Annotated in this window: 22 protein-coding genes; 1 reads left to right on the top strand and 21 read right to left on the bottom strand. The window is 42.0% G+C overall.

Annotated features, from left to right (window positions below):
* Positions 1 to 387: 387 nt before the first annotated feature.
* From cas2 to NT010_15275, 13 genes are all read right to left on the bottom strand, one after another.
* On the bottom strand, positions 388 to 678 hold the full coding sequence (cas2, locus tag NT010_15335) for a CRISPR-associated endonuclease Cas2 (protein ID MCX5807414.1): 291 nt from the start codon (positions 676 to 678) through the stop codon (positions 388 to 390).
* Between the two features lie 55 nt (positions 679 to 733).
* Positions 734 to 1,765, bottom strand: coding sequence for a type I-C CRISPR-associated endonuclease Cas1c (gene cas1c, locus NT010_15330; GenBank protein MCX5807413.1), 1,032 nt, complete (start codon positions 1,763 to 1,765; stop codon positions 734 to 736).
* A complete protein-coding gene (gene cas4 / locus NT010_15325) occupies positions 1,762 to 2,481 on the bottom strand; it encodes a CRISPR-associated protein Cas4 (protein MCX5807412.1) in 720 nt (239 codons plus the stop codon). Before cas4 ends, cas1c begins: the two co-directional genes overlap by 4 nt.
* Positions 2,478 to 3,446, bottom strand: coding sequence for a type I-C CRISPR-associated protein Cas7/Csd2 (gene cas7c / locus NT010_15320; GenBank protein ID MCX5807411.1), 969 nt, complete (start codon positions 3,444 to 3,446; stop codon positions 2,478 to 2,480). The genes cas4 and cas7c overlap by 4 nt, the downstream gene beginning before the upstream one ends.
* Positions 3,447 to 3,473: 27 nt before the next feature.
* A complete protein-coding gene (gene cas8c, locus NT010_15315; protein MCX5807410.1) occupies positions 3,474 to 5,546 on the bottom strand; it encodes a type I-C CRISPR-associated protein Cas8c/Csd1 in 2,073 nt (690 codons plus the stop codon).
* Positions 5,546 to 6,430, bottom strand: coding sequence for a type I-C CRISPR-associated protein Cas5c (gene cas5c / locus NT010_15310; GenBank protein MCX5807409.1), 885 nt, complete (start codon positions 6,428 to 6,430; stop codon positions 5,546 to 5,548). Before cas5c ends, cas8c begins: the two co-directional genes overlap by 1 nt.
* Entirely contained in the window at positions 6,427 to 8,823 is a 2,397-nt protein-coding gene (gene cas3 / locus NT010_15305; GenBank protein MCX5807408.1) for a CRISPR-associated helicase Cas3', read from the bottom strand. The genes cas5c and cas3 overlap by 4 nt, the downstream gene beginning before the upstream one ends.
* Positions 8,820 to 9,008, bottom strand: a complete 189-nt coding sequence (locus tag NT010_15300; GenBank protein ID MCX5807407.1) for a hypothetical protein — start codon at positions 9,006 to 9,008, stop codon at positions 8,820 to 8,822. Before NT010_15300 ends, cas3 begins: the two co-directional genes overlap by 4 nt.
* Positions 9,009 to 9,346: 338 nt before the next feature.
* Positions 9,347 to 10,282, bottom strand: coding sequence for a ParB/RepB/Spo0J family partition protein (locus NT010_15295; protein ID MCX5807406.1), 936 nt, complete (start codon positions 10,280 to 10,282; stop codon positions 9,347 to 9,349).
* Positions 10,283 to 10,372: 90 nt separating this feature from the next.
* Complete coding sequence (locus NT010_15290) at positions 10,373 to 11,197, bottom strand: Bro-N domain-containing protein (GenBank protein MCX5807405.1); 825 nt, start codon at positions 11,195 to 11,197, stop codon at positions 10,373 to 10,375.
* A gap of 277 nt (positions 11,198 to 11,474) precedes the next feature.
* On the bottom strand, positions 11,475 to 11,843 hold the full coding sequence (locus NT010_15285; protein MCX5807404.1) for a DUF5615 family PIN-like protein: 369 nt from the start codon (positions 11,841 to 11,843) through the stop codon (positions 11,475 to 11,477).
* Entirely contained in the window at positions 11,840 to 12,085 is a 246-nt protein-coding gene (locus tag NT010_15280; GenBank protein ID MCX5807403.1) for a DUF433 domain-containing protein, read from the bottom strand. The genes NT010_15285 and NT010_15280 overlap by 4 nt, the downstream gene beginning before the upstream one ends.
* A 104-nt stretch (positions 12,086 to 12,189) precedes the next feature.
* The gene (locus tag NT010_15275; GenBank protein MCX5807402.1) at positions 12,190 to 12,648 is read right to left on the bottom strand and encodes a four helix bundle protein; all 459 of its coding nucleotides are present in this window, start codon (positions 12,646 to 12,648) and stop codon (positions 12,190 to 12,192) included.
* Positions 12,649 to 13,049: 401 nt separating this feature from the next.
* On the opposite strand from NT010_15275, the gene NT010_15270 reads away from it, so the two are divergent.
* Positions 13,050 to 13,895 (top strand): CoA transferase, encoded by an 846-nt coding sequence (locus NT010_15270; GenBank protein MCX5807401.1) that lies wholly within the window; start codon positions 13,050 to 13,052, stop codon positions 13,893 to 13,895.
* Positions 13,896 to 13,897: 2 nt separating this feature from the next.
* Here the strand turns inward: NT010_15270 and NT010_15265 are convergent, their stop codons facing one another.
* From NT010_15265 to accD, 8 genes are all read right to left on the bottom strand, one after another.
* Complete coding sequence (locus NT010_15265; GenBank protein MCX5807400.1) at positions 13,898 to 14,617, bottom strand: UDP-2,3-diacylglucosamine diphosphatase; 720 nt, start codon at positions 14,615 to 14,617, stop codon at positions 13,898 to 13,900.
* Positions 14,618 to 14,625: 8 nt separating this feature from the next.
* Positions 14,626 to 15,456, bottom strand: coding sequence for a dTDP-4-dehydrorhamnose reductase (rfbD, locus tag NT010_15260; protein ID MCX5807399.1), 831 nt, complete (start codon positions 15,454 to 15,456; stop codon positions 14,626 to 14,628).
* The gene (gene rfbB / locus NT010_15255) at positions 15,453 to 16,457 is read right to left on the bottom strand and encodes a dTDP-glucose 4,6-dehydratase (protein ID MCX5807398.1); all 1,005 of its coding nucleotides are present in this window, start codon (positions 16,455 to 16,457) and stop codon (positions 15,453 to 15,455) included. Before rfbB ends, rfbD begins: the two co-directional genes overlap by 4 nt.
* 1 nt (position 16,458) lies before the next feature.
* Complete coding sequence (locus NT010_15250; GenBank protein ID MCX5807397.1) at positions 16,459 to 16,914, bottom strand: dTDP-4-dehydrorhamnose 3,5-epimerase family protein; 456 nt, start codon at positions 16,912 to 16,914, stop codon at positions 16,459 to 16,461.
* Between the two features lie 80 nt (positions 16,915 to 16,994).
* Complete coding sequence (locus NT010_15245) at positions 16,995 to 17,732, bottom strand: sugar phosphate nucleotidyltransferase (GenBank protein ID MCX5807396.1); 738 nt, start codon at positions 17,730 to 17,732, stop codon at positions 16,995 to 16,997.
* Between the two features lie 112 nt (positions 17,733 to 17,844).
* Entirely contained in the window at positions 17,845 to 19,881 is a 2,037-nt protein-coding gene (gene lptD, locus NT010_15240) for an LPS assembly protein LptD (protein ID MCX5807395.1), read from the bottom strand.
* Positions 19,868 to 21,133: a bifunctional folylpolyglutamate synthase/dihydrofolate synthase gene (locus tag NT010_15235; protein MCX5807394.1), complete on the bottom strand. Its 1,266-nt coding sequence runs from the start codon at positions 21,131 to 21,133 to the stop codon at positions 19,868 to 19,870. Before NT010_15235 ends, lptD begins: the two co-directional genes overlap by 14 nt.
* A complete protein-coding gene (gene accD, locus NT010_15230; GenBank protein MCX5807393.1) occupies positions 21,130 to 21,993 on the bottom strand; it encodes an acetyl-CoA carboxylase, carboxyltransferase subunit beta in 864 nt (287 codons plus the stop codon). The genes NT010_15235 and accD overlap by 4 nt, the downstream gene beginning before the upstream one ends.
* Positions 21,994 to 22,009: the final 16 nt, after the last annotated feature.

The raw sequence follows: 22,009 nt of genomic DNA, 5'->3' as shown, positions 1-22,009 counted from the left end.
GGGCGACATGATCATTAAATCAAGAGGCCACTTAATGTAGTGTTTCAATCCACGCCCCCGCGCGGGGGGCGACCCGGCATTACCAAAGAGCCCCGCGCCGTTTCAATGTTTCAATCCACGCCCCCGCGCGGGGGGCGACCACCTCCTACGCGCAGCCCTCTGCGTGTGATCTCGTTTCAATCCACGCCCCCGCGCGGGGGGCGACTTACTTCTTGTAATATTCTTAGATTAAACAATATTTTTTTATATTTTTGCGTACCCGCCTTATTTCATGTTGCCAACCTGTTCAATTTTCAAAGAGCCTTAAACAACACCATTAATATTGAAGCATTAGACTATCTGCGAACCCCATAGACAATTCATGGGAGCTTCAGGTTCGCGGATAGACTACATTAGCAATAATCCTTCCTGGTCAATGCCTTCCTTTGCTCCAATATGTTCAACCCGGCGTCTCCAGTTAGAACCAAGATAGTAGAATCTTAAGCTATCCTGTTCCTCATCTATTTCGCTTATAAGTCTGTCACGTAACATAGCCCATTGAGCCGGGTCAACAATGCATTCAAAAACGGAATACTGAACTCTTTGCCCGTAGTCTTTACAGGCCTTGGCTACCCGACGTAGCCTTTTTTCACCGGTGACATCTTTAGTGGAAACATCATAGCTGACCAGTACAAACATATTCCCCTCTCTATCCTATCCAGTTATTTTTTCTATTCACTATTCACTGCCTCACCTACTTCCAAATGAACGGTGGATAACCATCCATATCTCCACGTAAATGTCGTGCCATCAAAATTGCCTGCATGTGCATCAACAGCCCTACCGACATCTTTTCATCTACAAAAGGGTGGAGTATTTCTTCCTGCTTCCGTTCCTGATATGTTTTAAGCACCGTCTTTCGTGTGTCGTCATCCATAATTACAGCGCCCGATTCCATTCTTTTAAAACCCTTATCCTGTACCTGTCGAAGATTGATAAGAGAAAGAGCAAGCCTGTCAGCCAAGAAGGCACGAAATTCTTCAATCAGGTCGAGTGCCAGACTTGGCCTTCCCGGACGGTCTCGGTGCAGAAAACCTACGGCAGGGTCAAGGCCCACAGATTCAAGGGCGGACCGGGCATCGTGGACAAGCAGTGTATAAAGGAAAGAAAGCAGGCAATTCACATTGTCAAGGGGCGGCCTTCTATTGCGTTCCTCAAACTTGAAAGCCTCTTTTTGAGAAACGATAAGATTATCGAAAACCATAAAATAGGCATGTGCTGATTCACCTTCAATCCCGCGCAAAGCATCGAGGTTTGTCTCGTAGTTGCATAGTTCAAGACAACGCCCAAGCAAAGCAACTGTACGACGGACGTTTTCCACTTCAATTTTTTCAGTATGATCCCTTAATACACGTTGAAGAACGGTACGGCAATTTGCTATTTTGGCGATAATGAATGACCGTGCCATATTTGCAGAACGAACTGGGTCATCGGCCCACCGGTACTGCTCGCGGCGCAGCAATACATTACCTGAAACGGGTCCCTGAACCCTTGCGAGAAAACGGCCATATTCGGACAAGAAGCTGATTGTGACCCCTTTTTCCGCACAGAATCCCATTAGATAAGGGCTGCACGACACCTGTCCGAAACAGACAACTCCACAGATTGTATGGATGGGAAGCTGAAGCCGTGTTTCACCTTCTATTTTTACAACTATTGTATCGCCTTCCTTCGAAAGATAAGCGCCCTGGGTAGTGACAAAAAGAGTATTAAGATGTTTTTTCATGTTTCCTTCATAACAACCGATAAATAACGCCTTACCGACTTATGTTTTGCTATTGTCTTAGGCAGGCACTCATCAACGAGCGAACAGCTATCACATTTCTTTCCATAGACAGGTTTCGGCGTCTGCCCTGAATCAATCAGGTTATGCATGCGTTTTGCAGCAGCTTCTGTTTCCTGCCGCAGTCCTTCAGTAAAAATAACATCATGTCTCCGCATGGACTTCCCGTAAAAGATAGCACCACCAATAACTCGAACATGCAGCATTTCTTCAATGCATAATGCTTGTGCACAGAGTTGGATTTCATAGCTTTTTTCGTGTTTTAATTTGCCCCTCTTGTATTCTACAGGGAACGGTTCCCAAAACCCGTTGATTCCAGACAAAGCAACGCCCGGCGGCATATCACTGTTTGATTTATCCTTAGGTAAAGAGGTGTTCAGGCGTCGGAATTCAACAACATCAGCTACACCCGATAAACCAAGTTTAAGGGAACGTAGTCGCAGCCCCCTGACAATGCGAATATCCTTCCTCATCTCATAATCAGCCTCATGGGTTTTCTCATGAAGTATATGCCCTTCAGCAGTGAACTGGTTTTCTTCCCAAGTACCCTCAAGGAAATGGAGAGCAGCCCGTCGTTCGCAGTAAACCAGATCGGCAACAGATGAGACAGGTATAAGGTCATCCTGAGAAAACCCTTGCTGATCACATCCTTCGGTCATGGCTTGAACCTTATTGAAGCTACCGGTTGTTCATGTCTGAGGTGCAACACAACCCCTTTAGGCAGGTTGTTTTCGGCCCATGCACACACAATGTTGTCCTTATAGTCATTGAAGGATTCCGGATAGGTCTTTCCCTGTTCCAGGCCAACTGTTATGCCCTCAAACAGTTTATGCGCGTGATAGCATCCGAGGCGGGCTTCATGTTTGTTCTGCTCGGCATTATTTGGGTCCTGAGTACCCACGTGTTCAAAGTCGTAAATGCCACGGACGGTCATCTCAGCCCTGGCTGCTGATTGGTCGTGGGTAAACATGTACTGTAACGCTTCAAAGAAAAGGTTAAGGTCGTCATCTGTAAAGCCAGTTCTTTCGGCAAATACGGGTGACACATACACTTTGGCTGCATAAAGGGCGTAAGGAACAATATGCTTATTTCCCATGGTGCGTTCCTTTTTCTCGTCCTCTGGTTTTGTCACAGCACAGCGGGTGATTGAAATATCCAATGGAGTAATAGGATCAAGAGACCGGGCGAATGTAAATTGAACAGGACCACGTACTTGCCCAAAAGCAGAGCCCTGAAGAACGTCTTTCCCGGTTGAAAGTACTCCACCAAAAGCCCTGACATCGTAGAATTTGTTACAGAGCCATTTCATAGCAGCTTCGGCTTTTTCTTTGTCGGTAGATTTACCTTTATTTGGGAGTGTCTCAGTTGCATCTGTTATAGCGGTTGTAATCTCATTGTTAATAATATTCCCCTGTTTCACCAGAATATCAAACCTGTTATCCTTGCAAAAATCCATTACGTAGTTTCGTATTTTTCTTTTCAGGCAGACATCCGAGACCAAACCCTTGTTGCTGGTAGGATCAATGCGGGGCATGTTGCCTGCATCAGGATCACCGTTGGGATTGCCATTGGTTACATCGAAAAGAATCAGGATATCGTGACGGTTGGTGATGATTGTATTCATGGTTTATTCTCCTTTGATTTTTATTTTCTATTCAACAGGTTCGCTATCTACTTCGTTGCTTTCATCAATATCGACAATGTCAAGACCCTCTTTTCCCTGAGATGCCTTGTATTTCCTTGCTTGCTCGATATCATATGCTTTCTGCTGATAAAAACCGAGAGCAAAACGGCCTTGCCGTTCGAGGTCCAAGAGACGTGGAAACTTTGGCGGGTCACCTGGCACTTCGGGATTAGGCTTAAACTTTTTGCAAATATTAATTATGGTCTCCTCAATAGCATTAGCCGCCCGCTTGTCCTTCTCGTTTCCTTTCGAAAGTTTTGACAAATGATGTCGAGAAAGAGACAAGAGGTATGGAAATACAAGTGCCGGGGCCGTTGATGCCTGACCGTAATACCGTTCAATGATACCGGCATTGGGCTTTTCAACCCCGCGTTCAGACCCCGCCTTTCCTGCTCTCATTGATCGTTTCTGCAGGGATTCAAGTATAGCGAGCAAACAACCAAGATTGTATGATGCGTCGTTTGTGTCTGTTAATTGATACTCAGGCATAAATTCCTCCTTTTTGTTATTATTCCGAATCAATACTAATTTGATGAGGGCAAACCTTGACTGGCTATAAGGGTACGTGGGCTTTTTCTCTTCGTTCTTGACAAGGGCACTGCGAAATTCATCAAGAATAGGCTTAAGCATCGTTATTGGGAGCGATGTTCCTTCAAGGGCGGAACGGTATAATTGGACAATGCGGGTTGGCAATAGCTTGTCATTCTTCTGTTTCTTGGATTGTCGGAGGGTCGCACGAGCCAGATTTTGAATTGCCAGAGGTGATGGCCGTCTGCCTGCATCTTCGGCAACGAAGTCTATGTAAAAATTGACAATCTGGAGATCATCCCACCATCGTTTAAAATTAGCAACAGCGTCATCCAAAGTCTGATCCAACCAATGGCAGATTACTACCCGCCCTGCATTCCCTGTAAGAGCTACTGTGTAAAGTCGATCTCTGCGTAATACTTCTCTATCGGTAATACCAGCGAAAGGTGTAAGAAGAAAGTTTCTGATCTGTTCCGGATATGCCCGGTTCAGCATTGATTTAAACTGTCCTGGCACTTCGCTGATTACTTTTGACCAAAAACAGATTGATATAGGCCCAATATTGATATGGTTATCTTCTTGCTTTAGAAATTCGTTGACGGCTAATACATAAGATGCAGCAGCACGCTCAGACACAGGGGCATTTTGACCCATTTCATTACCATAGGATGAAAAAGCAGGCGCCTCTTTGGCAAATGAAACAATATAACCACCTGACGATAATCTTGGTACACCAAGAATTTTAGGCTTATGGGAGCGAGCGATAGGTAAGCCAATATCTCCGGATATAAGACATACACTTTGGGCATCTAAAGCTGAAGTTGAAGCCTCGTCAGCATCATCCTGAAACGCTTCACCCAGATATTTATCAAACCAATATGCACGGAGGGGATCGGTATCGTTTTCCATAGTTAGTGGCTCGCCGTCAACACTGAACCCCAAAGTTGCTGCTTTCAGAGGCAAAAAGTTTCCCTCATTAGTTTTTGCCATTAGTTCAAGATTACCCTTCTTGTTCGCCTGAACTTCAATAAAAGGTAAATTACCTGCTATTTTCTCATTATCCTCAATTAGGTAGATTGAACGAAATGACAGCAATGCGCCCAAACGCTTATCGTTGGTTTCATTATAAGCTTGTTCAATCTGATTCCAAAAATGTAGAAAAGCTTTTGTAGGATTACCACCTTTTGTTGGATTGCTCAGGATCGGATCGCCCGGTGAAATCCCTTTTTTTATATCCTCAGAGTGCTCACGTCCTAAAACAGCCGTGCAATTCTCCGCAAGAAAATATGCTTTGCCACCATTGTTCTCGCCGGGAAATCGTGGCATCCGCCTTTCTTGGCCTGGGCGTTCTTTTCCTTTCTCATCGGTGCGCGTCAGTGGGACTAAGTGATCGAATCTCAACTTTCCATCGGAATTAACTGGGATCAATGCATGTAAAATTCTTCCCTGCAAAGGGAGATTCTCAAGTAATCTGTTTTTTTGTGCATACTCATACAGAGATTGAAGAAACATCAAATCACCTCCTTTTCTCTGGTAGGAATAATTTTAACCCGGTCGGGGTGGCAATCCATCCTCGAGTCTTTGATTTTGGCATGGAAGAAGGAAGCACGTGGTGTAATAGCCGTTCCCTCGAAATATTTTATTGTGCTGTCTGAAGGGGTGCTCTTTTTTGTCCTTAAATGCTCAGGTTTTTGTTCAAGTAGAATACTCTTTAATTCCTGCTCCATAAACCACCTAAAACCATCTTCACGCTGGTCAACATCGAAAACATCGTAAAGCATCAGACCAAGGTCTTCTTCGATCCATATTTTCTTCCAGTCTTTGTCTTCTTTGTCAGCACGCACTTCTGCGGCTCTTTTTCCCAAAGTTTCCTGTACATCCTGAACCCATTCAAAATCAGCCGTGAATTCTCGGCATCCGAAGGCAGGGCGGTGGTAGCACTTACCTTTTGATGCCCGTCTTTCAATTTCTTCAAGGTATTTTTTCAGGTTGAATCTGGTAGCATCATGGAGCCTGGTTGTCCTCGCCTCGGCAGTTATGATATATTCCACGTCTGCCAACCCAAGCATGTTCCTCTGTGCTGCATCTGGAGCGCCTCCTCCGGCAGATATATACTTGACCGATGTCCTCCCGGCCATCCATGACTGGGTCTCTTTCAAACTAATAATTGAGGTTATTTCGTTTCGCCGAAAGTTGAACCATCGGCCTTTTTTAATAACCGTTATACTATCGATGACATAATACATTTGCGGTTCCCAGTAGATTGCTTCCAGTATCCCCCGTGCAGCAGAGGGAGTACAGACGGGGTAACTTACCCGTTCGACCTTCATCTCCGGTCTTGTGAAACAGGCATAATCTCCCCAAACGCGAATGTTAATAAGGTTCGGTGTGTTCATGAGAAAAAGTCCTCCAATGGTCTGTTTTCGATGACCACCCCAAGGGGCGGATCGATTTTGTAGCACCAATCGCCAACCACCGGAATTTCAAGGCGGTCAGGCAGTAGTGGTGTTATGGCTCCAAGCCTGTTTAATTTTACAAAGTCGGAAATGGGTTCTTGTTTACGGACATTCACCATATATCGTTGAAGACGGCGCATGGTTTTGAAATCGAAATCCTTGGTGCGACGGATTTCATCAATTATTGCTTTGCCGTTGCCATAGGGCACGATTACGGAAATGGTCTCACCTTTTTTAATAACTCGCGCATGTTCCGCTACTTTGCGAAATCTGAATTGAGCGCGATCTTCCTGAATGGTGCGTTGGCCGCGCTGATCAAAATCTGTCGGTGTGATTTGGTGGAGTTCATGAAAGTATTCTGCAAAGATAAGCGGATCTTCTGCCAGTTTGTCAGGCTCAAGATAGGAAGGAGTAATACTTGTTCCTTTGCTGTAAATACCAGGAGGAAGTCCACCATCTGCGGGATAGAATATGATCACCTGGCCATGGCTAAGGTTCCCCTGTTCATCACATAATAACCCTTCCCGGTTGCACCTTCCTCCAGCCTGGACGATGGAGTCCAGAGGCCCCATGGCTCTGAATACGCTGGGGAAGTCAATATCAACGCCCGCCTCGATCAACTGCGTGGACGCAACCCAGCAGTGTTTTTCGTTTCTGAGCCTCTCCTTAATATTATTCGGCGGCGGATTCTCAGATAATCCCAGCAAATCTAAACGATGTGCCGGGCACATAGCAGAGGACAGGTGAAACAGGGCTTCTTCGCCAAATCCCCTTTCATGCATGAGACGCCGCAGAGCCTCCCAAAGCTGAAAAGCCTGACGGCGGACATTGAGAACACAGAGGGCTTGAGGTTGGGCAATCATTCTTTCGGCAATAGTCCGCCAATCCAGAGGATTCTCTTTGGGTTCTATGCGATAATCCACGCGACGAAGCTTTTTGAATACGTTTTCCGGCGATGAAATGATCGGGGTCATTTCATCCGGTTCAAATCCATTTTTTAAAGCAGCCGATTTTTTGAAGGCTGGTTGTGTGGCTGAACAGAAAAGAATACTGACCCCCCACCGATCCTTCAATTCACGCAGAACATTCAGTGTTGGTTCAAGCAGATGGGCAGGCAATGTTTGTACCTCATCAAATATGACGATACTTCTTGCGATATTGTGTAGTTTACGGGCCTGCCCGGAGGATGCGGCAAAGAGCGTTTCAATGAACTGAACACTGGTAGTGACAACAACGGGCACATCCCAGTTTTCCATCACTTTTTCCATATCCGAGGTACTTGTGGGTTCGTCGGGATCGTTATTGTCCGCAATGAGGGAACCTTGATTGAGTTCAACGGCGGAGTGATGCTCCAACACCAGTTCTGCCCCAAGAGCATCTCTGTATTCCTTGGCATTTTGTTCGATGATGGACAGATAAGGGATCACAACAATTACACGTCTGAGATCATGTTTTTTGGCATGAGATAGGGCGAAGGCCATTGAGGAGAGGGTTTTCCCGCCACCAGTCGGCACTGTGAGACTAAAAAAACCTTGAGACAGACTTCCACCTTTTTCTATACAAGCATCAAAAATAGTGTTGCGTAAATGATTAAGGACATCATTGGGGCGGCCTTGTTTTTTCCCCTCGCGCACCTCTTGAATCTTTTGCAGAAACGATTCAGCATTGAGTTTGACAGTTGAACGTTGCCAAGCCTTTCCTGTTTTTTGCTCCATTTCCCATTGTTCTGCGTCCAAACGGTCAGAATCGACAATAATCGAAAACAGTACGCGCGTCATGAATTCGTAACGACGCTTTTCGTTTTCATCGGTATCATCAATAAGGGTAGGATGAAATTCCTGAATGATTCCCAATTCCTTTTCGTTTTGGGCAAGGGCGAGCAGTTGAGCATATTTCTGACAGGCATCATATTTAGCACCATTGACCATGCTGTCCAAATCCCCTATGTTGTGAAGTCCTGCATGGTGCCCCGCTATGGCAAAGGCAGAAGCATCATCATTGAAATGATGACAAGCTGCCGCAGAACCGTACACTGAATGATTAGTTTCTTGACTGCGGTTCCTCAGGCCAAATAAGTATTCTTGAAATTCTTTCCGGTACTTACCAAGATCGTGTAATAAGCCGGCACGCCATGCGGTATTATGAAACACCTCTTTCCACTGTTTAACCTCATCGCTGTCACTCGGCCTTATGCGTAGAACTTCTTCTGCAAATTGCAGTGCCTTTTTAGCTACATTCGTGAGATGTGATTTTAATGGTTGTCTTTTCGTCTTATCTTTAAGGAGGATTCGTCCGTAAAACTGAGTACCTTCTTGATTTAAAGGGTTATTCATCTCCACCATCCTTGAATTGCCGGTACACCCCAGCATAGTCGGCTAATGCAGACACGCTCCCCCGCCCCGAATTCCTCCGCAAAGCCCTTTGCCAGTTCTGCCACATTTTTTAAGTGGTTTTCAAGCCGCTGCCATTCTTCTTTCGGTCTTCCAGGAAGGCTATGGGCGTAATATTCGTGAATCATCTATTTCTCCTTATTCTGTCACATGGGCTCATGTCTGTCCCCCCGAAGGTTCAGTCATCAGCACAGCTCCCTCTCAAGAGATTGGTTATTATCACGTTTCTTATCATGTTTAATGGTTATTATCGCGTTTTCCACCATGTTGTCCTCGAACTGTTTGAACCATTTGAACAGTTTGAGCCAATGTCTTTTAGCGAGACTGCCACGGTTTCGCCTCGCAGTGACAGAATTAAATGTTTGCCTCGCATTGATAATCTCGAATTCTGTATTCCATTATTCAAACTTCCCAACCTCCCAACTTCGCAGCTTCGGCTGTATGCTCTTTTCACCTTTCACCTTTTTCACAACTGTGGTGGCTTTTTCTTCTCCGGGGCTGGTTCCGGAGCAATCGGTATCCGCAGCTCCACTAAGGCCAGAAAAGTCCGCAGCTCATCACGAAGCGTCTCAAGGTCAGGCCCTGTGTATTTTGCAAAGCCCACCTCAACGCCTGATTCAAAAGATCGTAAGCTGGCAATCTGCTTTGTCATAGGTATGAGCTTCGTTTTGCCCGGCTTTGGTTTGACTTTTTTATATGCTGTGAGCAAATTATTCAGCGTGGCATTGGTTACGGGTGTCTTCATGATGTTGGTAAATATCTGCATGCGGTCGGGACAATCGAGGTTGGCAGCGAAGAGATACCCCTGAGAAACGGGGAGGTTTCCTGCTCTGATTGCTACTTGAATCTCGGGGAGAAGTTTTAAAAGTGAAAGTCCGTTAAACAGCGTCTTTGTTGACTTTCCAGAGATTTGAAGAATTGCCGCAACTGTTGCGGCAATTGCATCAGATACCCCGTCAGGTCTTCTATCATAATTAACCAACTCGTTAATCGCCCCATCCACATCATAGTTTTTGTCGGAATGTCTTGCCTGAATAAATGCCAATATTCCCTTTGCCTGATCGATAGGATTCAAGTCTTCCCTCTGGAGGTTCTCTGTCAGTTGGAAGGCAAGTATTTCATCCTTCTGAGTGATCGCATCAAGGATACGCGCCGGTATTGTCGGGAGTCCCGACTTCAGTGCAGCAAGATAACGGCGTTCCCCGCAGAGGAGCAGGTATTTGCCGTCTTTCGGCGTTACAAGGACAGGCTCTAAGATACCCCGGTCTTTAATGGACTCCATAAGGGCCTTGAAGGAATTACTCTCCGTGTCGATGCTTGACCTGATCTGTTCCTCAATAATGATATCCTCTAAGGACAGATATAAGAACTCTGCATTCACAACTGTTTTCTTTGTTGCCATATCGTTTCCCCCTTTTTAGTATTTTATAATCAAAGCCACATGAAAATATGTCCTTCCTCTCGCCCATTTCCAGGTAACTTAAATACTATTTCATTTTTTGAGCCTCTTTTTATCCTTCTGTGTTATCTCCAGATAGTTTTCCGAAGTTACAACTTTCTTCTTTGTTTCTTTTTCCAATTCCTGACGGGCATCACCGGCTATTCGACCGCCTTTTTTGGCAGCAGTACGGTTTTCATCAAACCCCTGGGCATCCTGGGTTTTTGTAATCTCCGTTGTGGCTGCTTCGCCGAGCATGGAAAAAATCAGTTCAAGATCGGTCATATGATCCCGCAGGTTTTCACGCTCCAACCCTTTCAAATCTTTGTATTCTGATGGAGTCAACCCGAAGGTGGCTTTGGAAATCTCAGCGGTCAGAATAGCATATTCACGTTCAGCCCCGACTTCTCTGTTTTTCCATTCCTCAGTCAATTCGGCACGAACGGCGATACCGCGCATCCTTTTCTCTATCCAGTCATCCGAATAACCTTTCGCCTTGTATAGCGCACGAGTTCTCTTTGTTCCCAGTTCCGGGTCTTCAATTTCCTGCACCCGCTCATAGCCGACTTTTGCCAGCCAGCGTTTGAATGGTTCTGCTTTGGGGGAGGGAATTGACTGGATAATGCGGAAAATGCCTTCAGTGTTGGCACAATTGACTTTTTGTTTTCCTCCGGGAGTATCCATCCAAAGGGGGGTGGCAATTTGCCCCCACCCTTTGGATAACTCTGCGTCACGACGACGCATATCTTTTATGTACCCTGATGGATCTTTTGAATCTGTCAGCACAGATACAACATCAACAATCGAAAACCACCATTCATTGTTATGAATCGTCTTCCTGATCTCTTTACCCCTGAAAATCGCTATATGAGATTCCACTTTACCCCCTTATAAAATGTCGATTGTCGAGTTTCAAGTAAAACCCTTGAAACTTAAGATGTTTTATCATTCGTAATTTGTAAATCGTTATTTGTCATTTGTAGTTCCCATTTGTTGTTCGTATAAAAAACTCTACAACTCTAACTTTATAAATACAAACAAAAAATTGGACATATGAAAATTATATACTATGAAACTGACAACATTATGTCAGTGGAAAAATAAATTTTATAAAAAGTTGAAATATTAAATTTTAGGTTGTGTGTTTTTTTGTAAGTTATGAACGCTTCTTTGGTGATCTGACACGAACCTTGGCTGGATCAACGATGGCAACGCAAGATTCCAACTCGCTTAAATCGGTAGAACGTACAAATTCGATGATAAATTTATTGACCGACAAAGGCCCAAATGTGGCAGGACGGAATAGAACAATTCCGGGATGACTACCAGGTGGGTATTTCCGAAGATCCGCAAATTCTATGTCCATGGTAAATAGTATCCGATTTTCTTTGTTCGCTGCTGCGGCTATTTCAGTATCGGGATGGGATAGGAGGTTTTCTTCTGCCGCTGTTTTAACATCGTGCCCAAGATTCTCAAGGGCAAGTTTCAGGTGACGCGACAGATTTTCATCCAGCTTTAGTCTCATGCGGATACGGCCGTCTTCCAAATGCTTTCATGAGAAAGCTCAGCGGCATATGATAGGGCAGCCCTTATATCCTCTATAATAAGTTGAGGATAATGGTCCATAATATCAGTCTCTGTCATCCCTTCTGCCAGTCCATCCAATATTATTGCTATCTCAATGCGGGTGTTCCGGATGCATGGCCTTCCACCACATACCTCCGGTTTCAGGGTAACTCGTTGTTTTGTCTTATAATTCTTATTCATAACCACACCTCCTTATGCAAAACTGGAGCAATTGTTCCATTGGTTACTACTCTCTTCCAATGTTATAAATTTATCATAGACTTGCAGGAAAGGGTACGATAAAGTTAAACTTTTTCTTTATCTACTTCATCGAATATTGCTTCAAGCTCTTTTTTAATGCTCCCTCGTTTAGGCTGTTCATCTATGCTTGTGTTGTTTGATGTTGTTTTTTCAGGATGGTTTATGAAATTGTGTATTGAAACGGAGAGTTTTTTGAACTCAATGATGAGTGCTTCGCATTCTTTTGCATCAATATATCCCTGGTCAAGAGCAATGTATAATTGACTTCTTACTTTTCCACAAGATCCTTTGGCAATGGAAAGGAACTGTGAAAGCTCCTGATTTTCTTCACGTTCATAACCTTCGGCTATATTGGACACTATGGAAACTGAAGCTTGTCTGATCTGATCACGGAAACCAAAATCCTTTGAGAAGGTTTCTCTTTTTGTGATCGCATACATGTTGTTTGTGAGTCTTCTTGCTTCCTGCCAGATTTCAAGATCTTCAAAACATTTATTCGGCATTTCCCCTCTTAACTATCCAAACTGTTCCAGTCTATTAAACTATCTTTCAAACAATCTCACTGGATTCAAAAACAGATAAATATGTTATTGGAATATTTACGTTTTACAATCAGAACAGTATGAAGTCAAGCAAAATCAGGCAAGCTATTAATCCACTCGCATATTAAGGATTTAGTAAAAGTATGTTATTTTTCTGCAAGACATTTTATAATAATCAGTCTGCAACATATGCAGGGGTGGGAAGCAGAATCAAAAGTTCCCGGGAGGTGAAATGGCAAATGATTCATTTATAGTTGAGCCGTTTAAAACCGCTGATGCGAAAGATGTGCCCGATCTTTGGTTTTATTTATAATGACTGGAGCAGTGCACAGAAACATTGAAAAATAGTCAGGAGATAGGTTATGGATGATAAAAACAAACCGCTTCATAACATCAAGGTTGTAAGTCTGGCTCTTAATCTTCCAGGACCTGCTGCCGCACAAAAGCTGAAAAGTCTGGGAGCCTCTGTTACAAAAATTGAGCCGCCTGACGGAGACCCTTTTGAAAAAATGTCTTCCCGCTGGTATGAGGTTTTATGCACAGGGCAAAATGTTATGCGCCTTGATCTTAAGAATCTCCGTGACCGTGAAACATTTGAGAGTCTGATGAAAGAATGCGACATATTTCTCACCTCCAGCAGGCCATCTGCCCTTGATCGTCTGTCATTGGGCTGGGCCGATATTCACTCCAGATACCCCAAGCTCTGTCAGGTAGCTATTGTCGGGTATCCTGCACCGGACCAGAACAAAGCAGGCCATGATTTAACTTACATGGCAGCAGTTGGACTTCTCTTGCCGCCAAATATGCCGCTTACATTTCTTGCTGATCTTGCGGGTGCAGAGAGAGCAGTGAGCAGTGCTCTTGCTCTTCTTTATGTACGTGAAAGAGGCAATGGTTCAGGTTATGCGGAAGTAGCCCTTTCTGAAAGCGCTGAAAATTTTGCTGTCCCACTACGATATGGGCTTACTATTCCGGGTGGACTTCTTGGGGGTGCATTACCTCAATATAACCTGTATGAAACCCGTAATGGATGGATAGCTGTTGCGGCACTGGAGGACCACTTTCTAAATCGGTTTGCTAAAGAACTTGGTTTGCAAGTGACCGGCATAAAATACGAAGAACTCATGGAGATATTTATAACAAAAACTGCCCTTGAGTGGGAGGCCTGGGCAATATCTCTCGATCTCCCTATTGCTGCCGTGCATTGATTTTATGGCTGAACTGTTATTGAGTATTTTTTAATCTCAAACCCTGTTCCGGTATTGTATTCCACATAGGTTGAGGATTTTATAATATCACCGGTATTCAGATAGTATTTTTTTGTATCTCCTGAAATATATTCCATTTTATCCGGCATGTGCGAATGTGCGAATATAACAGCGTCATAACCGTCATCAAGCTTTCTTTGACCTAATTCTCTGAAAAAATCAAGTGCTTTTACATTAAAGGTTTTTTTCTTATTGGATAGAAACTTGCCTGAAATTGCAGCAATTTTCCATGTCAGCACCGGCCCGAACATATCCATTATTGCATAGATAAAAGAGGTTTTCAGAAATCTGACAAGATAGCTTTTCCTTAATTGATAGCCATGAATAATTAAAAACTTTTTATTTTCAATATCTAATACCAGGTCATCCATGCATTTGATGCCTGTATATGATTCAAAAAAGCTGCCCATTTGAAATTCATGATTCCCTTCAATGAAGTATACACGTTTACCTTTAGAAGCTATGTTTTTCAGCGAATCTATGACTTCTTTGTACCATGGATAGATATACCCGTCATAGCCGTGGTAGAATTCAAAGAGGTCTCCAATGATGACCAGCATATCTGCATCTTTGCATACATCGTTGATAAATCGCATGAGAAAGACCTTTCTCCCGTCATCTTTTTTGTCGAGGTGTGCATCTGAAAAAAAGATTATCTTCATAACGCTGTTCAGCCCAGGTACTCTTTAAGGGCTGTCTGCCAGCTTCTCATTACAATGCCGGTGTCTTTCTGAAGTTTTGAACAATCGTATACTGAATATGACGGTCTTTTTGCTTTTCTGTTTAGCTGGGTGGATGTAATCGGTTTAACCTCTATTTCCGTTTGAAGCTGTGAGAAAATTTCTTTGGCAAATTCAAACCATGTGCATGAGCCGCTGTTTGCAATATGATAAATCCCAGAATTTCCATTCTCGATGAGAGTTTTTAACGGTAAGGCCAGGTCTTTTGCGTATGTAGGTGCGCCTCTTTGGTCGTTAACCACCTCGACCATGCCTTTTTCGTCTGCTATTTTTTTGATTTTTGTTATAAAGTTTTCTCCGCCGTCTCCGTATACCCATTCGGCTCTTATTATGAGGGACGATGGATTTTTCCTCATTATGTTTCTTTCGCCGGTGAGTTTTGTAATACCGTATACTGACTGCGGATCAGGAGCATCTTCTTCAATGTAAGGCGTATTCTTTTTGCCGTTAAATATGTAATCAGTGCTTAAGTGAATAAGTTTAGCATGATATTTTTCACAGATTTCTGCGATAAATCCAGGGGCTTCTCCGTTTACTTTCCGGGCGAGTTCAACATTATCTTCACAGCCGTCAACATTTGTAACTGCCGCAAGGTTTATAATTGCATCCGGTGTATATTGCCGTATAAATTCTTCACTTTTTTCAATATTTGTAATATCCCATTCTTCAATATCTACGGTAATAATTTCATGGCAGGTACTGAAATGCGGTGAAATATTTTTTCCTACTAAACCTTTACCCCCGAGGATAATAATTTTCATCTGTTCTTATACATCATGTCATAATATTCCAGGTATGCCCCGCTTTTAATCCGCTCCCACCATGACCTGTTTTCTACGTACCATTTTACTGTGTCTTCCATGCCCTTTTCAAAGCTGTTTTTTGTTTGAAAGCCCAGTTCTTTCTTAATTTTGGCCTGGTCTATTGCATATCTCCTGTCGTGGCCCGGTCTGTCTTTGACGTATTTTATTAATGAATGAGGTTTTCCGAGAATGTCCAGAATAAGCTTTACTATATCAATGTTTGTTTTTTCGCTTTCACCGCCAACATTGTAGACGTTTCCGACTGTGCCTTTATGCAATACCGTATCTATGGCTGCGCAATGGTCTAAAACATGTATCCAGTCCCTTATATTCATACCGTCTCCATAAACAGGCAGTTCGATATTTTCAAGGGCATTTGTGATTATCAATGGAATTAATTTTTCAGGAAACTGGTATGGGCCGTAGTTGTTTGAGCATCTTGTTATCATTACAGGTGTTTCGAAGGTTTTAAAATATGCCATTGCAAGCATGTCTGCCGATGTTTTGGATGCGGAATAGGGGCTGTTAGGAGCAAGAGGCGTGTCTTCCTTGAATTTGCCTTCCTTGCCGAGAGACCCGTAGACTTCGTCTGTTGAGATCTGTATGAATTTTTTAACCTCCTTCTTTTTTGCCATTTCAAGGAGATTGAATGTGCCGTTGATGTTTGTCATGATAAATGCATCAGGGTCTATAATGCTTCTATCCACATGAGATTCTGCTGCAAAATTGACAACCATATCTATATTTTTTTCAAATACCTTTTCCAGATCTGATCTGCTCGAAATATCGGCCTTTATAAAAGTGTACCGTTTATCGTTCTCTATACCTTTAAGATTTTCGAGATTACCGGCATAGGTCAGCTTGTCAAGGTTAATTATGTTGTAGGAATGCGTTGAAAGCATATAGCGGATGAAATTGCTACCTATAAAACCGCATCCGCCTGTAACGAGTATGTTTATGTTATCCATCTTTCCTCTCCCAGTTGTATGGTATATTATTTTCATGAGGGTCTATCCTGTACTCGTCAGGTTTTTCCCTGTTATATGGTTCTGTTGGAACATTTAATACAATGGCTTCTTCAGCGGTTATGCATTTCCAGCCGTGATAAACCGATTTAGGGACTTTAACAAGGGATGGATTGAACTCACCGATAAAGAATTCATTGATTTCTCCATTCGTGGGTGAATCATCTCTGTTGTCATATAGAACAAGTTTCAGCATACCCTTTATGCATACAATAAAATCATCCTGCTCTTTATGAAAATGCCATGCTTTGACTACATAAGGATATGTGGTTGAAATATATACCTGACCGAATTTTGTGAAAATCTCTTCGTTACATTTGAGTATCTCCATCAACCTGCCTCTCTCATCGGGTATATATTTTAGCTGTTTTACAATTACGTCCTTTATCATCAGGCCTCCAATTCTTAAATACAGTGAATAGTCGTTAGTGAATAGTATTTCTAATATCTACCGCCTTTTTCAGTTATTCATTATTCACGGTCTTTATTATTTGTTCCTGTTTGGGAGACGAGTATATTAGCACGAAGTAGTGATTCAAATGTACCTGCATCTGTCCACCACCCCTTGAGCATTTCCCATGTCATTTTATTTTCTTTTACGTATGCGTTGTTTACATCTGTAATCTCAAGTTCACCTCTATCCGATGGTTTAAGTGTCTTTACTATATCAAAAACACGTGCATCATACATATAGATACCTATGACTGCAAGATTGCTTTTAGGCTGTCTGGGTTTTTCTACAATATTGATGAGCTTGTTGTTTTCTATCTGTGCTACTCCGAATCTTTCCGGGTCGGGTACTTCTTTCAGGAGAATCTTTGCCCCTGCTTTTTGTGCCTTGAAATCCATTACAGCTTTAATTATATTTTTTTCTATAATATTGTCTCCAAGAATAACACATACCTTCTGTTTGTCTGCAAAATATTCTGCAAGAGACAGAGCTGCTGCAATACCGCCTTCACCTTCCTGATAGGTGTAGTTAATATGTTTTAAACCAAAATCCATGCCGTTCCCCAGAAGCTTCAAAAAATCTCCTGCATTATTTCCGCCGGTTACTATCATGATATCTGTTATGCCGGCCTGAATAAGGGTTTCTATGGGATAATAGATCATTGGTTTACCGTATATCGGCAATAGGTGCTTGTTAGTAATCCTTGTAAGAGGTTGCAGCCTTGTTCCAAGACCGCCGGCAAGTATAATGCCTTTCATTAATGCCTCCTGATAAATAAAGAAATACGAGCTTGAGAAGATGAGAAGTTGCTGCTTTTTTCAACCCTTCAACTTCCTGGCTTTACAGCTTAAACTTTTTTACTCATATAAATCATCTTGTTGTAATGCCTGCCAGGTCAAAGGACAGCCTGACAGACGTATCCCTTGGCCTTTTTGACTGGCTCAGGGTAAGCGTTGTTGCCCAGCATTTTGGATGATATGTGAATTGGTAAAGTGTATCTATCCACATGCCGTCATAAAAGGAATATCTGATCTGGTATTTGCCTTCAAAATATTTATATTTACCGGCTAATTCGTAATAGAGTTCATTAGTTAACTGATTTGTGTAACTGTGACTAAGATTCATAGTATATATGTCAGGTATTTTATGACTCAATGAGTTCCTCATAGTTTTGAGACCGATGCCGCTTGTATTGAATATACTTTCATTTCCATAAGAAAAATTTTCTATCGGATAGAGAGTTAATCTTGCTTTTATATCAGAAAACCGTCCACTTGACCCTTCGTAAAGTTTTGAAGGTCTTAATCCCCCGGAAATCCCGTAAGTCTGTTCGATCTCAAAAAGAGATATTTCCCTTGACCCATCCGGAGTGAAGGTATTAAGGTAGTGGTTTAGTGAATATGTTAAAGTATTTGTCTGATAATATCTGTCAGACGAATCAATGTTGGGAATGTCAACAAAAGATGTGTTCGGTATGAAGGTATATTTTAAATTTGGTTTTATAAGGCTTTGCATTTCGCCAAGGTTAAAAGTTTCAGTATAATAATTTCTGAAAAATTGGACATTCATGTCTGCTTCAATCTTGGCTGTCTGGCGAAGTTTTGTATCTTTGCTGTCATTTTGTAAGGAGTTGATAAAATAAGCTGTTTCGTAAAGCGTACCGTTAAGAAGAAGATTTATGCCGTTGGAAGAAAAGGGCAATCTTAAGCTTGGCTCAAAGTTTAGCCTTGAATACGTATCACCTCTTTCCCTGTAAAAATTTGTATAGTCAGCCCGGACATCAGTATAAAATGTATCTTTCATAATAGGAATATATTCTGTGAAAAAGGATGCAAAGGGTAAATATTTAAGTGTATAATCATTATCTCTTTGCGTAAGATCTTTTATGTAAGACGTTTCGAAAGTGAGAAGAGATCTCGTCAAAGGTTTTTCAATATAAGCCGTTGATTTCACCATGTCCTCACTTCTTTCCTGAATACTTTCTCCAAAATCTTTGAGATAATCAATGTCGGAAACATAATTGGCATTTACCTTAAAAACCATGTCTTTACCAATAACCTGCTCGTGTTTGCCCTTAATCTGATATCTGGTATTGTCGTAATCTTTGTCGCTGATAATTGAAGCATACCAGGAACCTTGCAAATCTTCCTTGAGTGCGTACCTAAATTCAGCGCCAGGCTTGAATCCCCTGTTTTCTATATAATCAAGATCAAACGTGGCGTCTTTGTCCTTGGATATAGCCCAGAAATATGAATTTTTTATTAACATGCCGTCTCTGCTTGACAATGTTATTCCGGGTATAAGAAATCCGGACTGTCTTTCCGTTTTTACGGGAAAAATACCCCAGGGCAAATAAAAGACAGTCTGATTTAAAATTTGAAATTTTGTACCTTTTGTTTTGGCGTAGCCTTCAACAGTCAGTTCTACATCATTTGCAGTAAATTTCCAGGCAGGTCTATCTCCTTCACAGGTTGTCATTTCACCGTTTTTAATAGTGTATGTTGACTCGCCTATTTTTTCTATTTCTGTGCCGGTGATGTTAAAATCACCTCTTTTTATGAATATCTTCCCCTTTTCTATCTTACCCATTTTAGTAGCAAGGTTCAAATGCAGCTTACTGCACTCAACTGTGTCATCTCCTTCACGAAGAATTACATTTCCTTCTGCAAATATCTCTTGGGTACTTGTATTGTAAGTAACATAATCGGCATTTAACAACCTTGTCCCCTCTTTTAACTCAACCTTTCCTTTGGCAGTATATATGTTCTGATCTTTATCCTGCTCAAGGAAATAAGCTGATATATCTATCGGGGTCGTTAAAGAGGACTTGAAATCAGATTGTTTTCCTGAAACGACAAAAGGTGCTGTAATAATGAAAACTAAGAGTATAATTTTAAAAAATTTCATCAATGATTGCCTTTGCCTCCCCGATTGTATAAAATGAACCGGTTACAAGAATCAGGCTGTTTCTATCGGCAATGCTTTTTGCCTTTATAAGAGCGCTCCGTACATCTTCTGTGACAAAAGGATTCTTTATATATCCTTCAATTTCGCTTGGCGGCAGAGCTCTTTCTGTTGCCGGTCTTGTAAGAATAACTGTATCTGTAAATGGTACTATTTTTTCAATAATCTTTCTATAATCTTTATCCTTCATAACGCCGAAAATTAACATTTTCTTTTTATCTGTATAATGAGATTTAAAAAATTCTGCAAGGACATTTGCGCTGTCAGGATTGTGCGCACCGTCGAGAATAATGGTGGGGTTTTTCTTTACTACTTCAAGTCTGCCTTGCCATTTCATACAAGAGAGTGCCTTACGAAGGGAATCCTCCTTTATATCGAATCCAAAGGATGACAATACTTCAGCGGCGCATAAGGATATTGCCCCATTAACAAATTGATGGTCTCCCATTAGATTAATTGAAAGATTGTCAATACTTTTATTGATGCCCCTGTAAGACATTATCTGATCTCCGGTCTTATTATAGGAAAAATCCCTGTGGAGTTTATATACCGGAGAGTTGAAACTTTTTGCTGTCGCTTCAATTAGCTGTACGGATGTGCCCTGTGCTCCGGTGACAACGGGTGTACTATCTTTTATTATACCCGCCTTTTCTTTTGCTATATCGGCAATATCTTCTCCAAGCTGTTCCGTGTGGTCATAGGATACATTGGTTATAATACTTATCAAAGGGTCTATCACATTTGTGGAATCAAAACGTCCCCCAAGACCCACCTCTATCATGGAGATATCCGTTTTTTTTCTGGAAAAATGTTCAAATGCAAGGGCTGTTGTAAAATCAAAGAAGGTAAAAAATTTTCCTTTATTTTCTTTTTCAGCCTTTTTCCTTATTGTCTCTGTCAGCTCTGAAACTTCCTTGTCGGTAATCTCTTTCTCATTGACAGTGATTCTTTCGTTAAAGGATATAAGATGTGGTGATGTATACTTGCCTACTGTATATCCTGCTTCTTTTAATATGTGTGATAACATACTTGCAACAGAGCCTTTGCCGTTAGTACCCCCGATATGAACAGTTTTGAGGCGGGAGTGAGGATTGTTAATAAGGCTGAGTAACCATTTAATATTTTCAAGTCCGAATACCATTCCGAATTTCTCAAGACCGTAAAGGTAACTCATAGTATCGGAATATCTCATCATGTTATTAACGAAAGTATCCTTGATAATCCCTGTTTTAGTTCTTTCCTTGGCAGAATCATATCCAGCATTCCATGTTCAAGAAGAAATTCAGCCCTCTGAAATCCCAGTGGCAATTCCTCTTTAATTGTATCTTTTATCACTCGCGGGCCTGCAAAGCCTATCATTGCTTTCGGTTCGGCAATGATGACGTCTCCCAGCATGCCCATACTTGCAGTAACGCCGCCCAGCGTAGGATCTGTAAGGACAACGATATAGGGAATTCCTTCGGATTTTAACCTGTATATTGCAGCCGATACTTTTGACATCTGCATAAGTGACATAATGCCTTCCTGCATACGCGCACCACCTGATGCACAGAAAACTATAACAGGTAATTTTTGATTTACCCCTTCTTCAAGTATTCTTGTTATTTTTTCGCCGACAACGGAACCAAGGCTGCCGCCCATGAATGAAAAATCGAAAATAGCTGCCAGCGCATCAATTCCGTTTATTTTCCCTTTTCCGCATATCATTGCATCGCTTTTTTTAGTTGTTTCCTGTGTTTCGCTTAATCTTGTCTTATATGGTTTTGTATCCTTAAATTTAAGAAAATCAATTGGAGCTATTTTATTGAAAAGTTCGTTAAAGGTGTTTTTGTCAAAGGTCAATGCTATCCTGTTTTCAACGCTAATAGGAAAATGATAGAAGCATTTCAGGCAGACATGCAGATTCCTCTCAACCTCTTTTTTGTAAAGCAGTTCCTGACAGGAGCTGCATTTTATCCAGAGCGATTCATCTCTTTCGGCTTTTTTTATTTCTTTTTGTATATCAATTTCTTTATATGGTTTTATCTCTTTTTCTTTCTTTTTAAAAAAACCCATGATATTTCCTTGTTGA

It is taken from the genome of Pseudomonadota bacterium, assembly GCA_026388275.1.
In the GTDB taxonomy this organism is placed as follows: domain Bacteria; phylum Desulfobacterota; class Syntrophorhabdia; order Syntrophorhabdales; family Syntrophorhabdaceae; genus JAPLKB01.
The sequence above is the reverse complement of the archived record's forward strand: the minus strand, read 5'-3'. Positions and strand labels throughout refer to the sequence as shown.